We start from the raw sequence: 12,839 nt of genomic DNA on the forward strand, positions 1-12,839 counted from the left end.
TTCTGGCTGCGTGTGAAAGGCGCTTGGGTCTCCGTGCTCGCCAAGGACCACCACATCGAGTTGTCGGTGAAGGGCAGAGTCATCGGCCGCGTGCAGCTCGAGGACGTCACGGAGCTACACGCGCTTCGGCGGGCAATCTACACACGCGACAGGCGCGGCAAGGTATTTCGATTCGTTCCCGCTCTCGGCGATCCCGCACCCATGGGGACCGGGGAGCTCGCCGTGGGAGCGGGCCACGTGTGCGTGCTCTCGGCGAGCGGCGAGCTCGCGTGCTGGGGCGCGAATGACCACGGGCAAATCTCTCCGCGACTGCCCGATGCGGGTTTGGCGAGGCGGTCTCTGGGCTCGTTCCCGGGCATGACCCGCGTGCATGCGTACCAGCGGCTCACGTGCCTTTCGGATGCTCGGAGCGTCCGCCGCTGTTGGGGCGATTGCTCGTCGCTCCCTGAAGGCCTCGGCATTCCGTGCGAGGGGCGTGACTCCTCGAGCGGTGTCCCGTTGGCGAAGCGGGGCGACGGATGCTGGCTCGAGAGCTTCGACGAAAATGCGCCATGCGTTCCGGGTGACTCGATCGCGCTGATGAATGCGTCGTGCGACGAGCTCGGCCATTGGGTGATCTCGAGGCGCCCCGTCGTGGGCTGGAGGCGCGGCAACGAGGTCTATTTTCAGCGAGGCTCGGCATCCATCAACGACTGGGGCTTGCCTTACCCGGCCGCGGACGTGGCGCGAGTACCGGGGCGGGTGTACGTGCTCGGATACTTCTTCCAAGACGAATACGTGCCCAGCTTGGATCGCGAGCGAGCCGAAGCGGTCAGAGCAGCGTACGCTGCCCAGGGCGTTTGCCCCGACAAGCTCGTCGTCGTGCCCGCCGGCTTGGTTCCCGAGGTGCCAACGAGAAGAACGGGCGCAGACATCGTGCACGACCCCGGGGCCGAGGAGGCCTTGAGACGGAGCGGCATTGCCGCACCCCACGCTCCAACTCGGTGAGCGCACCGGGCGCGGAGCCACGCGTCCCCTCCACCCGCGCGCGCGAGAGCACCGGTGAGACGCCGGTGGTCTTGGCAAGACATCACCGCTCGCGCGCGCCGGGTAAGGAGGGGACCGCGGAGCGAAGCGACGCGAGGGGAGGCAGGAAGAGCGGCTTATTTGGCGAGGAGTTATGGGATGGGGAGGTGAGGGCGTAGCTACGCAGAGCAGCCGGGCGGCAAGGCAGGCCTCGTCTGCTTCAATTTCTCGTCAGACCGCTCGCTCACGCCAGTACCCGGGCCGCCGCTTGCAGTGTGCGACCGCCAGAACCAGGACGCTTGCGCCAAGAAGGCGGTACACGATTTCGTACGGGAATCGGTGAAGAAGGAAGCGACGTGTTCCTTCGACATGCGTAGGCCAGGAGTCGGGCGTTTCCGTAATCTCGTGGAAGGCGTGCCGAACCTCGAGCTCAAACGCTGCCGCAGCGAGCGGGTTGCGCTCAGCGTACCAGCGGGCGGCTTCTCGCGCCTCGTCCGCCGCTGCGTCAAGTACCTCGAGTTCCGCCGCCACTCGCGATCGTCCTCAAGTCGCGCAGGAGGTCATCACCGGGGACAGAGTGCAGCTCGCCTGCGTCGTAAGCGGCTAGACGACGTCGGATCTCGATCGCCCACGCAACGTCGCGATCGGTGTCGGGTGGGGCGTCGTCCAGGCTGTAAATCAAATCGCCAACGAGCTTCGCTCGAGCTTCGACAGGAAGGCGGAGGGCTTCCTGCAGGAGTTGGTCGGCGTCCATGGACGAACTGTACCAGAGCGCGCGTCTTGGGCCACAGCCGCTTCTTGGGTCGGCCTGGTACGTCGAGACCAAGAGCCGGCCGAGCTTCCGACCCCGCCGCATTGCGGGGCCCCCAGGTGGCGAGAGCGCACCCAGCGCGGACCGACGCGTCCCCTCCACCCGCGCACGCGCGAGCACCGGCAAGACGCCAGTGGTCTTGGCAAGACATCACCGCTCGCGCGCGCCGGGTAAGGAGGGGACCGCGGAGCGAAGCGACGCGAGGGGAGGCAGGAAGAGCGGCTCATCTGGCGAGGAGTCATGGGATGGGGAGGTGAGTGGGGCGGGTCACTCTCCCAAGTCCAAGAACCAGCGCAGCCCTTCGCAAACAGCACGGAGGACGGGCGGTGGCAGAGCGCCGACGAGCTCATCCAAGTCCGCCTTGTCCACGGTGGAGATCTGTGACGCGTTCGCCACCGAGTCCCTCGGGAGACCGGTGTGGCGGCGTTCGAGCAGCGTGTTCCCGGGCGCCTTGGCGTGTGCCTTGTTGCTGGTGAGCACGCACACCACGACGGTGCTGATCCGACTCGCGTTGACTTCGTCTCGCTGCAGGACGAGCGCTGGATGACGGAATCCCGGCTCCGAGCCGCGCGGGTCGGAGAAATCGACCCACCAGATCTGCCCACGCCGAATCAACGCTTCTTCGCCTTGCCGGTTCGGAGCACCCGCTTCGCCCGCCGGCGAAACGCCAGCGCGGCTGGATCGTCTCCAGGCTGCCCGCCGCTGTCGATGGCAGTATTCCACGCCGCCGTCACGTCGGCCGCCGGCGTCCCCTTCTCGAGGAACTCCCGGGCCGCCCTCGCGAGCAAGGCACTGCGAGAGATCTTGAGAGCGCGCGCCCGCGCGTCGATGAGTCGAAACAGATCGTCCGGCAAGGACACGGCCGTCTTCATGCGGCCGAGTATTACCGGTATTACCAGCGGCGTCAATGCGGTCGAGCGCCACGGACCACGCCTCCTCGAGCGGTGCGTCGCGAACACTGCGAGCACTTCGCGGTGCCCACGAACGGCAGGTTCTCAAACGCTCTCGCCGTCACGTCCGCAATGCGTGGATGTGCCAGTTTCGCGCAATCAGAAAGGTCGGCGCGGGTCGGTCGAGAAGAGTCGTCGACTCGAGCGCAAGGCTCCCGTTGGCGTGTGCCTCGTTGCCGGTGAGCACGCACACCACGACGGTGCAGCGGGGTGTTCGCGAACGTTCGCGAACGTTCACGAACAGTCCTCGCGTTGCTCTGCGATCGGGCCGGTGCGGCCTATCGTCGCTCGCGGGGCTGGGTGTATCGTTGGCATGGACTTTTCACACCTCGCCGGCGGTGAGGCGAACAAGATGAAGACTCTGCGCCGGCTCGCGATGTTGGTGTTGTTGGGCATGGCTTCGAGCCTGAGCGGAGCGTGTGGAGACGAGCCGGGTTCATCGGGCGGCGGCGGGAGCGGGGCAGCGGACGCCGCGAGCGACGTGACGTTGGAGACCAGCAGCGGAGGCCAGGCCGGGGGAGGGACCGGCGGCTCGGAGGCTGGCGCGGGCGGGCAGGACGGCTCGGTTGCCGACAGCGCCGGGGAGGCCGATGCCGTCGAGGCCGATGCCGTCGAGGCCGATGCCGTCGAGGCCGATGCCGGGTGCCAGGGCCCGTTTCAGGACTGCGACGGCAATCCTGCCAATGGCTGCGAGACGGACACCTCGACGAGCCTCGGCTCGTGCGGCGGTTGTGGCAAGTACTGCCTCCCCACGACGACGGGCCTCCCCTCGTGCGTCAACGGCGTCTGCGTAGTCACCTGCGCTCCGGGCTGGGGAGACTGCGACGGCGTGCCCGGCAACGGATGCGAGGAACCGCTGCAAGTGAGCCCGATTCACTGCGGCGCCTGCGGCAACGCGTGCGCCAACTCGCCGTGCATCAAGGGCGCGTGCCTGGCCGACGCGGGGGCGGGCGACGCCGCGGCAGACGCGGGCGGAGACGCGAGTCCGTCGGACGGGGCGGCGCCGGACTCCGGGAGCTCGGACAGTGGGGGAGCGGATGCCGGCTTCGGGCTCGACCCGTCGTGCGTGAAGCCGGGCTCGGTCGTGGTGCAGTGCAATCCCGTGACGAACGTGGGTTGCCAGGCTGGGGCTGCCTGCGATCTGGCGTACAACGGCACGAGTGCGGGGTTCGTCTGTTTCCCGGAAGGCCCGAAGCTGGAGGGGCAGGCGTGCAACAACGCCACGGGGCCCTGGTGCAAGCCGACGATGAACTGCGACGACGACAATCTGTGCCACAAGATGTGCTGCTCGGACGCGGATTGCACTGGCACCTTCAAGACCTGCAAGGCCACGAACCCGACGGTGGTTGGCACCTTCGGGCTCTGCTACTGACCCCGTATCATCGGGCAGCTCGTCCAGGGACCAGCTCAGTTCGATGCCTTCTTCACCTCGAAGGAGTCGAAGCGCACGCTCCCCTGGTACACGAAGAACCCGATCACGCCGCTCGTGCGCTGAATCGAGCTCCGCGACACCGTGGCACCCCCGGCCTCGGAGCAGTCGAGCGTGTCGCCCACGATGCGCGCCCGAACCGCATAGTCCACGCCGAGATCGACGGTCGAAGCTGCGGAGTCGAGCGTGAGATACGTGCGCGCCGTGTGCTCGGCGAGCCGCAGCTGTTCGTAGTCGTCGCGCAGGTTGCAGTTCACCGCATCCCAGGTGGTCGGCTCACCTCGAACCACGACGCCGCCCACGAGGCCGGTCTCGATGCGGTAGCGAGCCACGACCTCGACGTCGTCGCCCCACGAGGGGTCCGGCTCGATCCACCCGAAGGCCTGGAGGCTCCCGCCCTTCACCGTGAGGCCGCCAGCCGCAAGGTCGTAGGTCGCGGTCGGATCCCCCGTGTCGAAGTGCCAGGCGGGGTTTGCGACGTCGAAGTCGTCGTGGAAGAGCACGCCAGCGCCGCCCGCCGCGCCGCCGCTGGCAGAGCCTGCGGTGCCGCCGGTCGCGCTGGTCCCGGCGCTGCCGCCCGCACCACCGCCAGCGCTGCCACCCGCGCCGCCGCTGCCCGCCGAGCCACCAGTTCCGCCCGCGTCGGCGGAGCTGTTCGAGCAGCCCGCTGCTGCCAGCAGCAAACAGACCGCCACGCCGACACCCGCTGCGCTCGCTCCCATGCTCGAGACGCTCCCACGTGAGCTTCGTCTCCACCAGTAGAACAATCCGAACGAGACGTTCGAAGAAGTCGAACGATGCTGGTTGGACGCTTCCTGAAGCAGCGTCGGAGGAGCAGGCCATGCTGCGGCCATGGCGCGCCGCGACTCGAGGGGAGGGCTGTCGAGACCTGGTCGATCTTCGGTTCGATGGCGTGGCGGCGAGCGCCGAGCTCGAGTCGATGTTCCGAAGCAGCGGCTAAGGCGCCGCGGGGGCGCGCACCGTGCGGCCCGCGAGATCCGCCACGCGGACGGCGTCCCACGGCTCCGCGCGTTTCGGCACGAGCAAGGTGCCGCCCGGCCGATCCGCGAGCGGATAGAACTGCGCGACCGCCTTGCCGGTGTCTCTGCCGGCGCGCTCGAACACGACGGCCCGCGGCTCGGCGTCCGGCGCGCGGCGGAGCGTCACGACGTCGCTCCAGACCAAGGTTCCGTCCGAGAGCACCTCGGCCGTCTGCCACTCGGAGGCCTGCTCGGAGCCGGCTCCGGTGTCGGAAGCGGTCTGGTTCGCCACTTTGTTCATGCGGTGGAGCAGTCGATCGAAGTTGTAGTCGCTGATCCAGGAAGGGTTGCAGTAGCTCATGAAGTCGCGGGTGGCGGGCTCCACCAGCGTGTCGTCCCTCGAGTCCCAACCCCAGGCTCCGATCTTGCCGCCCGTGTACGGAAAGCTCGAGTCCGGCCCAGCCACGCTGCCGCAGGGCGCGTGGGGCAAACCGTGGGCGTGCCCGAGCTCGTGCGCCATGGTGCCGGCGGCCGACGACCCCTTGTAGCCCACGCCGACGCAGGCCCGCGAATAGGTGTCGGTCGAGCTGCCGACCAGGTGGCAGATCCCGGTCGTGCAGCCCCCGGAGCAGTAGCCCGAATACGTCTCCGTCGCGCGGAACGCTCCGTAGTAGTAGACGTCGTCGGGCGCGCCGTCCTTCTGACGCAGGTTGGTCACCGCGGTCAGCAAGGACGAAATGCCCGAGCCTCCGGCGTACACGGTGCCGGGGTAGTCGTACGCCTCGCGCACCGTGAGCTCGACCTTGCGCACCGGGTACATCGCCTGGAGCTCCTGCCGATAGAGCTCGAGCTGCGCGGCGCCGAGCTCCGGCAGCTTGCCGTTGTTCAGGACTGGTACGAGCTTCACCTTGAAGACCGAGCCGGTGTCCCAGGCGTGCAGCGGCAGCTCTCCCGTGCTCGGAAAGCGCGCGCCGGTCACGGAGCCGTTCACCTGCTCCGGTGGGGTCAGGAGCTCGACGCTGTAGCTGGTGTCGGTCTCGACGGCGCCCGCGGGAAACGGGACGTTGAGCGTCGAGTCCAGGTTGCTCTCTTCCGACGCTTCGTCCACGTACAGCGTCGCCTCGATCGAGGTCGGCGCGGCGCCGGGGCGCGTGAGCGTTAGGCGCGCGGTCACCGTCTGGGGCGTGAAGCCGCTCTGGGGCTCGACGTAGACGCGGACGAACCCGGCGCGACCGGCCACCGGATGCACCGACTTCGAAGGGTCGTGCTCTTGGCCAGCCTTCATGATCGGGACCTTCACGCCCTGGAACACGGCGATCTCGCTCATCGCGAGGTTCTTGGCGGGCGCGAGCTTCGGCAGCGGCGTGCCGGGTCCACCCGCGGCCCCGCCCGCGCCTGCAGCCCCACCCGAGCCTGCGTCGGAGCCCGACGAGGGCATCGGTGAGGTGTCCTCGGGGGTGCCCGCGTCCACGGAGCTCCCGCTCGGGGGCGCGCTCGGCTCGTTGCTCGCGACGTCGTCCGGCGTGGTGCCGCAGCCGAGGAGCAGGCCAAAGGAAATCAGGGCGGTGAGGGGTCGGTGAAGGTGCATGCGGCCGACAGAGAGCAAGAAGTCGTCCAACCGAGCCGACCGGAAATCTCCAGTGTGGGCGAACGAAGCAGGCGTGATCGCGCCCGAATGCGCGCGCTCGACGCGGCTCCACGCGTGACCTGTCACGTGACGTGTCACGCTCGAGAACTGGGGTATAACCGCGACGATCCCATGCCCGACCGCCCGCGCTTCTCGGACTCGGAAACGGCGGGCACCGAGGATCTCCACCTGCTCGGTGAAGCGCCGCTCCGCCCGACTTCGGGCGAGCGAGCCGGGCTGGTCCTCCTGCACGCGCCGGACCCCCGCGCCGTGCCCCACGTGGTCGAGCTCTCGGCGAGCGAACCGTTGATGATCGGGCGCGAAACACCCGCTGGCGGGCTGACGCTGCCGCAGACGGCGGTCTCGCGCGTCCACGCCCGCGTCCATCGCGCGCCCGGCGGGTGGACGGTGACGGATCTGGACAGCCGCAACGGCACACTCGTGAACGGAAGGCGCGTCGGCGAGGCCGTGCTCGAGCACCAAGACGAGCTGCGCGTCGGTGACGCGATCTTCGTGTTCGTGGCGAGGGGTATCGACGCCTTCGCCGGGCATCGAATCGATCGACCCGTGTCTGCGACGGAGCGGGTGGCCGGTCCGCAGACTCGCGCCGTCTTCGACGCGCTCCGCGCGGTCGGGCCGTCCAACCTCGCGGTCTTGGTCCTGGGCGAGACCGGCACGGGCAAGGAGCTCGCGGCGCGAGCGGTGCACGCGCAGAGCGGGCGTCGCGGGCGCTTCGCCGCGCTCAACTGCGCCGCCGTTCCGACACACATCGTCGAGAGCGAGCTGTTCGGCCACCGGCGGGGCGCTTTCACCGGCGCCGATCGCGACAAGCTGGGGCTCATCGGCTCGGCGGACGGCGGCACCCTGTTCTTGGACGAGGTCGGGGACCTCGGCCGAGAGGCGCAAGCGAAGCTACTGCGGGTGCTCGAGACCGGCGAGCTCTTTCCCCTCGGGGCGACCACGCCGGAGCGAGTGGACGTGCGCTTCGTGGCAGCGACCAATCGCGACCTGCCGCGCTTGGTCGAGGCCGGGAGCTTTCGCGCCGACCTCTACGCACGCCTGAGCGGCCACGTGGCGCTGTTGCCCCCGCTGCGCACGCGCAAGGAGGAGCTGATGCCGCTGACCCGCCACCTGTTCGCCAAACACGGGCGCAAGGACGTGTCGATCTCCACGCCGGCGGCGGCGGCGCTGTGTCACCACGACTGGCCGTTCAACGTGCGCGAGCTCGAGTCTCTGGTGCGCAGGGCGATTGCCCTGCTCGACGCGAAGGGCGCGCCGCCCACGGCTTCGCTCGAGCTCGAGCATCTGCCCGAGAGCGTGCTCGAGGGACTGACCGGCTACGGCGACCCACGCGAAGCGGCATCGGCAGCGGCGACCGACGCGACCGCACCCGATGCCGAGCTCCTGCGCGAGGCGCTCGTCCGTCACCGCGGCAATGTCGCCGCCGTGGCGCGCGAAATGCGCAAGGACCGCGTGCAGATCCACCGCTGGATGCGTCGCTTCGGCCTCGATCCGTCGGACTTCCGCGGCTGATCAGAAGCGACCCAGAATCGACGCGCTGCCCACGCCGAGCGCCGGCGAGAGCCGGAGGCCGCTCGGTCGTTCCTTCGGCGCCGTGGCGTAGACGATGGTCGCACCCGCCAGCGCGGAGAGGCCCACTGCCAGGAACACGTCGCCGATCACGAACGAGCGCCGCGCGGCATCGACATCTGCGGGGTCGCACCTGGGCTTGCAGCGTTCGAGGTCGTCCTTCTTTGCCCGACCGTCGAGGGAGAAATATCCGAAGCCTGCGACTCCGATCACGCCGACGCCCGCGAGCACCCAGGTCGCGGTGGGCACGCCGCCCGCCGACCGGGCGGCGTCGGCCTTGGCGATCGCGCCGAAGGAGACCGAGACCGCTCGCCCCTGGTCGCCGGGCTCGAGCGTGACCTCGCGATCGAGGGTCTTGCCCCGGGCGAAGAAGCGGAAGTTGCGCACGCCCGGATCGACCTGCACGGGCTTGCCGTCGAGGCTGGTGGTCAAGAGCTTGCCGTCGAGCTCGACGCGCACGTCGGAGAGCTCGGCGCCGCTCGCGTCGCGCGCCGAGAGCAGGACCGTGGGGATGGTCAGGTCCAGCTCCGTGAGCCAGCGCGTGCAGTCTCCCTGCAACACCGACGGACAGGCGGCGTCGCTGCACGCCAGCAGCTGGGCGCGAGCCGCCAGGAGGCGCCCGTCCTTGCGCAGGCGCTGGCCCTGCTCGTACGCCACCGCGCACGCGAGCTTGGTCGAGTCCGTGGTGGGCTCGGCGCGCGCCGTGCTCGCGATGCCGAGCGCGGTCAGGGCGACCAGTGCCATGCGGAGCGCTCTCACAGGCAATGGAGCTTGGGGACGCGGACCCCGTCCTTCTCGATGTAGGGAGGGACGCAGTCGCTGCGTCCGGCGGCTGCCGGCTTGGCCGGCGCGGGGGGCTTCCAGGCACGGGTTCGAGGCGCCTTCGCGGGTCCGGCGTCCGGCGGCAGCGCCGGCGGTTCGGCGCTGACCGGCGGCGGGGCAGGCGGCTCGGGCGCGGACGCCAGAGGGGTGATTGCGGGCGCCACGCTGAGCGCTGCGGGCGCCGGAGGCTCGGTGCGAATGAGCACGGTCGCAGCGGCACCGAGCCCGCCCGCGACGGCGGCGACCGCGACGAAGGCCAAGGGGCGGGCTCTGCCACCGCGGGCTGCGGGGCGCTCGAGCCGCTGAGTCTCGGCGTTGGTGAGGCTGGTCGCGACCAGGGTGCGCGCGTCGGCTGCCGCGAGCTCCGCGTCGGGAGCGACCGGCCGCGGCAGGGCGAAGGGACCGCTCGAGGTCGCGCCGGCCTCGATGTCCGCGAGCACTCTGGCGCGCTTCGTCAGCGAGTCGCCGGACACGCGCGTGGCGAAGGCCCCAATCTCGTGGTGCGGCGCCGAAAGCCCGGTGGCCGCGATGGCGAGCGCCATGGCCTCTGCGCTCTCGAAGCGAGCCTCGCGGTCGCGCTCCAGACCGCGCATGACCAGCGTGCCGAGCGCTTCGGGCACGTGGGGCGCGATCTCCCTGGGAGAAGGGATCGGCTGCGAGAGCACGACCTTCATGAGCTGAGCCGGGTGATCGCCGACGAAGAGGCGCTTGCCCGTGAGCGCTTCCCAGAGCACGACCGACAGGGACCAGACGTCGGCGCGGCGGTCGAGCGCGGTCTGGTCGACCTGCTCGGGCGCCATGTAGGCGATCTTGCCCTTGAGCTGGCCCTCGGCCGTTAGCTGCATGCGCGCCTGGGCCTTGGCGACTCCGAAGTCGAGGACCCTCGCCTGTCCGTCGATGCCCACCAAAATGTTCTGCGGCGAGACGTCGCGGTGGACGATGCCCAGCGGCCTGCCGCGCTCGCTGGTCGCCTCGTGCGCAGCGTGCAGCCCGTTCAGCACGTCGCGGGCGATCCCCGCGGCGATCGCGGGCGGCACGACTTCGCCCTGACGCCCTGCGTTGCGCAGCAGGCGATCCAGCGACTCGCCGTGGACGTAGTCCATGACCAGGTAGAGCGCGTCGTCTTCTTCGAGCACGTCCAGCGTCGGCACGACGTTCGGGTGCCGGATGCGCGCCGCGAGCCGAGCTTCGTCCAGGAACATGGCGCGGAAACCGGGGTCTTTGGCCAAGTGGGCGTGCAAGCGCTTGATCGCGACGGTGCGCGAGAAGCCGACGGGACCGAGCAGCCTTCCGAAGTGGACGACCGCCATGCCACCGGACGCGATCTCGCCGTGCATGACGTAGCGCCCGAGCGTGCGCGGACCGTCGAGCTCGGGCTTCTCCTCCACGACACATACAGTATAGCGGCCCCTGGAATTGAGCTATCGTTCTCGGGTGAAGCGCGGCGCCTTGGTCATCGCCGCCCTGAGCTGGGCTTCGGCGTGCTCGCTGTTCGAGTCGTTCGACGGGTACTCGGACGACTGGCAGACGGGCGATGCTTCGGTGGCGGGCTCCGGAAGCAGCGGCGGGGTCGGTGGAGTCGCCGGGTGGCCGCAAGCCGGCACGGGCGGCACGAGCGGCGGCGGTGGTGCCGGAGGCGCTGGCGCGGCAGCGGGCAACGACGGCGGGCCTTCGTGCGGTGGAGGCCTCTCGGCTTGCGGAGCCGATTGCGTGGACACCGAGACCGACGCGGACAATTGCGGCAGCTGCGGCGTGGTTTGCGCAGCCACGCTCGGAGCGCTCTCGGAGTGCTCGGGGGGGAGCTGCACCTGCCAGGCCGGGACGACGAAGTGCGCGAGCGGCTGCACGCGCACCGACAGCGATCCGTTGAACTGCGGCGGCTGCGGCAAGGTCGTCTTGGCGGAGAAGTACTGCGTGTCCGGGGCTCCCGTATGCCGGCCGCGGACCAACGATTGCGCGACCTGGTGGTATCAGTCGACGTACGAGATCAAGTGCGAGTTCACGTGCACCGACAACACCGGTGACGGCTCGCACTGTGTCAAGCCGGCCGGGGGGAAGGTGCGCTGCCTGAACTCCAAGTGCATCGACGGCGAGTGTTCGAGCGCGCCGTGTCCGGCCGACCACATCGAGTGCCCGAGCACGCTCACCAACACCAAGTCGTGCTTCGACAAGCTGCGCGACTCGAACCACTGCGGCGCCTGCTCGAAGCAGTGCAAACCCGACGAGACCTGCGCTCTGGGGACCTGTGTGAAGTACAAGGTCGCCGAGAGCTGCACCGAGTGCACGGCCGGCATGAAGTGCTGCGACACCCCCACGGTCTGGGCGCACCCCCGCATTTGCGTCAGCGGCAGCGTGTGCCCGACCTGACACGGGTGAACCACGACCACGCTCGCGGGCCCCTGCACGGTCACTGTCCCACGCGGACGTCACACCACCCGGGGTGGCGCGGTGATGCTACGCTCCCCGAGATGAACGCCAGCGACCGACTCCGGAGTGTCATCTTGGGAGCCCTGCTCTTGCCGCTCGGCTGCGGCGGCAACACCAGCGAGGACCCGACCGGCAGCGGTGGCAGCGCGGGCAGCGGCGGAACCACGAGCAGCGGCGGCACCGGCGGCACCGGCGGCACCGGCGGCAAGCCGGCGGTGACCTGCACCTACGGCACCAAGGTCGAGGACTGCTTCACGCCGGAGCAGGCCTGGAACATCGCGAACAACCCGCCGCAAGGCGGCGACGTCGTGGGCAACTGCCCGCCGGCAGGGTTGGTGCAGAACAGCTGCTGCAACACCGCGCAGGCCGGCTGGGAGGAGAGCGGCCAGTGCTGCTACGCCTTCTGCGAGGGCGCCTGCTGCGGCCGGCCGTTCAGCGTGGACGGCGTCGTGCGTTTGGCGCCGGCGGTGCCGCGCGAGGACTGGCTCGCGCGCTTCGAGCCGGCGGACGAGAGGAGCGGTTCCATCGCCGAGGCCTGGCTCCGCGACGCGCGCATGGAGCACGCCAGCATCGCCAGCTTCGCGCGCTTCACGCTGGAGCTGCTCGCTTTCGGGGCGCCGCCGGAGCTGATCGCGGACGCGCAGCGGGCGATGGCCGACGAGATCGAGCACGCGCGGCTCTGCTTCGGGCTCGCGGAGCGCTTCGGCGGGCGGAAGCTCGGCCCCGGTCCGCTCGAGACCGGGGCGATCGAGCCCCGCTCGCTCGAGGCCGCCGCGGTCGCGGCGTTTCGCGAGGGCGGCGTGGCGGAGACCATCGCGGCCCTGGCGGCGCGACAGGCGCTGGAGCGCGCGAGCGATCCCGCGGTGCGTACGGCGCTCGCGCGCATCGCCGACGACGAAGAGCGGCACGCGGCGCTGGCCTTCCGCTTCCTCGCCTTCGCGCTGGATGCCGGGGGCGCCGGCGTACGCCTGGCGCTCGAGGGCGCGCTCGCTTCCCTGACGGTGCCGGTGCTGGACACGGCCGATCGAGCGCTGGACGTCTCCGCGGAGGTCTTCCAGGGCGCTGGGCGCCTGAGCCCGGCGGAGCTCCAGGAGGCGGCTCACGTCGCCGTGCGCGAGGTGATCGCGCCGTGCGCCCGCGCGCTGCTCGCGGGCGCCGCCCCGCGTCCCGAGCCAGTCGTTCACGCTCCGTGTTAGGG

13 protein-coding genes are annotated in these 12,839 nt (G+C 70.2%); 5 read left to right on the forward strand and 8 right to left on the reverse strand.

Annotated elements, in window-relative coordinates; all coding sequences use genetic code 11:
- The first annotated feature begins 12 nt into the window (after positions 1–12).
- Positions 13–987: a hypothetical protein gene (locus tag HS104_20950; protein MBE7482437.1), complete on the forward strand. Its 975-nt coding sequence runs from the start codon at positions 13–15 to the stop codon at positions 985–987.
- A 249-nt stretch (positions 988–1,236) separates the two neighbouring features.
- Here the strand turns inward: HS104_20950 and HS104_20955 are convergent, their stop codons facing one another.
- From HS104_20955 to HS104_20970, 4 genes are all read right to left on the reverse strand, one after another.
- Positions 1,237–1,536: a type II toxin-antitoxin system RelE/ParE family toxin gene (locus tag HS104_20955; GenBank protein ID MBE7482438.1), complete on the reverse strand. Its 300-nt coding sequence runs from the start codon at positions 1,534–1,536 to the stop codon at positions 1,237–1,239.
- Positions 1,511–1,759 (reverse strand): addiction module protein, encoded by a 249-nt coding sequence (locus HS104_20960; GenBank protein ID MBE7482439.1) that lies wholly within the window; start codon positions 1,757–1,759, stop codon positions 1,511–1,513. The genes HS104_20955 and HS104_20960 overlap by 26 nt, the downstream gene beginning before the upstream one ends.
- A 324-nt stretch (positions 1,760–2,083) precedes the next feature.
- Positions 2,084–2,428 carry a type II toxin-antitoxin system PemK/MazF family toxin gene (locus HS104_20965; GenBank protein MBE7482440.1) on the reverse strand — a complete coding sequence of 115 codons (345 nt, stop codon included), beginning with the start codon at positions 2,426–2,428 and terminating at the stop codon, positions 2,084–2,086.
- Positions 2,428–2,688: a ribbon-helix-helix protein, CopG family gene (locus HS104_20970; protein MBE7482441.1), complete on the reverse strand. Its 261-nt coding sequence runs from the start codon at positions 2,686–2,688 to the stop codon at positions 2,428–2,430. Before HS104_20970 ends, HS104_20965 begins: the two co-directional genes overlap by 1 nt.
- Positions 2,689–3,079: 391 nt before the next feature.
- On the opposite strand from HS104_20970, the gene HS104_20975 reads away from it, so the two are divergent.
- A complete protein-coding gene (locus HS104_20975) occupies positions 3,080–4,138 on the forward strand; it encodes a hypothetical protein (protein ID MBE7482442.1) in 1,059 nt (352 codons plus the stop codon).
- 35 nt (positions 4,139–4,173) lie between these two features.
- Here HS104_20975 and HS104_20980 read toward each other — a convergent pair whose 3' ends face one another.
- Complete coding sequence (locus HS104_20980) at positions 4,174–4,917, reverse strand: hypothetical protein (protein MBE7482443.1); 744 nt, start codon at positions 4,915–4,917, stop codon at positions 4,174–4,176.
- A gap of 235 nt (positions 4,918–5,152) precedes the next feature.
- The gene (locus HS104_20985; protein ID MBE7482444.1) at positions 5,153–6,763 is read right to left on the reverse strand and encodes a hypothetical protein; all 1,611 of its coding nucleotides are present in this window, start codon (positions 6,761–6,763) and stop codon (positions 5,153–5,155) included.
- Positions 6,764–6,934: 171 nt separating this feature from the next.
- Between HS104_20985 and HS104_20990 the strand changes: the two genes are divergently transcribed.
- On the forward strand, positions 6,935–8,335 hold the full coding sequence (locus HS104_20990) for a sigma 54-interacting transcriptional regulator (GenBank protein MBE7482445.1): 1,401 nt from the start codon (positions 6,935–6,937) through the stop codon (positions 8,333–8,335).
- On the opposite strand, the gene HS104_20995 is transcribed toward HS104_20990, so the two are convergent.
- On the reverse strand, positions 8,336–9,136 hold the full coding sequence (locus HS104_20995) for a hypothetical protein (protein ID MBE7482446.1): 801 nt from the start codon (positions 9,134–9,136) through the stop codon (positions 8,336–8,338). It abuts the gene before it with no gap.
- Between the two features lie 11 nt (positions 9,137–9,147).
- Positions 9,148–10,551, reverse strand: a complete 1,404-nt coding sequence (locus HS104_21000; protein MBE7482447.1) for a serine/threonine protein kinase — start codon at positions 10,549–10,551, stop codon at positions 9,148–9,150.
- 79 nt (positions 10,552–10,630) lie between these two features.
- Here HS104_21000 and HS104_21005 point away from each other — a divergent pair, with 79 nt between their 5' ends.
- Together HS104_21005 and HS104_21010 are read left to right on the forward strand one after the other, a co-directional pair.
- Positions 10,631–11,581 carry a hypothetical protein gene (locus tag HS104_21005; protein ID MBE7482448.1) on the forward strand — a complete coding sequence of 317 codons (951 nt, stop codon included), beginning with the start codon at positions 10,631–10,633 and terminating at the stop codon, positions 11,579–11,581.
- A 101-nt stretch (positions 11,582–11,682) separates the two neighbouring features.
- Positions 11,683–12,837 (forward strand): ferritin-like domain-containing protein, encoded by a 1,155-nt coding sequence (locus tag HS104_21010; protein MBE7482449.1) that lies wholly within the window; start codon positions 11,683–11,685, stop codon positions 12,835–12,837.
- Positions 12,838–12,839 lie beyond the last annotated feature (2 nt).

This window comes from Polyangiaceae bacterium (genome assembly GCA_015075635.1).
Taxonomy (GTDB): Bacteria; Myxococcota_A; Polyangia; order Polyangiales; family Polyangiaceae; genus JADJKB01.

Excerpts from the sequence above, each read along its gene's own strand:
- HS104_20990 (MBE7482445.1), top strand. The coding sequence starts at position 6,935 with ATGCCCGACCGCCCGCGCTTCTCGGACTCGGAAACGGCGGGCACCGAG.
- HS104_20970 (MBE7482441.1), bottom strand. The coding sequence starts at position 2,688 with ATGAAGACGGCCGTGTCCTTGCCGGACGATCTGTTTCGACTCATCGAC.
- HS104_20960 (MBE7482439.1), bottom strand. The coding sequence starts at position 1,759 with ATGGACGCCGACCAACTCCTGCAGGAAGCCCTCCGCCTTCCTGTCGAA.
- HS104_20985 (MBE7482444.1), bottom strand. The coding sequence starts at position 6,763 with ATGCACCTTCACCGACCCCTCACCGCCCTGATTTCCTTTGGCCTGCTC.
- HS104_20995 (MBE7482446.1), bottom strand. The coding sequence starts at position 9,136 with ATGGCACTGGTCGCCCTGACCGCGCTCGGCATCGCGAGCACGGCGCGC.
- HS104_20980 (MBE7482443.1), bottom strand. The coding sequence starts at position 4,917 with ATGGGAGCGAGCGCAGCGGGTGTCGGCGTGGCGGTCTGTTTGCTGCTG.
- HS104_20975 (MBE7482442.1), top strand. The coding sequence starts at position 3,080 with ATGGACTTTTCACACCTCGCCGGCGGTGAGGCGAACAAGATGAAGACT.
- HS104_21000 (MBE7482447.1), bottom strand. The coding sequence starts at position 10,551 with ATGCACGGCGAGATCGCGTCCGGTGGCATGGCGGTCGTCCACTTCGGA.
- HS104_21010 (MBE7482449.1), top strand. The coding sequence starts at position 11,683 with ATGAACGCCAGCGACCGACTCCGGAGTGTCATCTTGGGAGCCCTGCTC.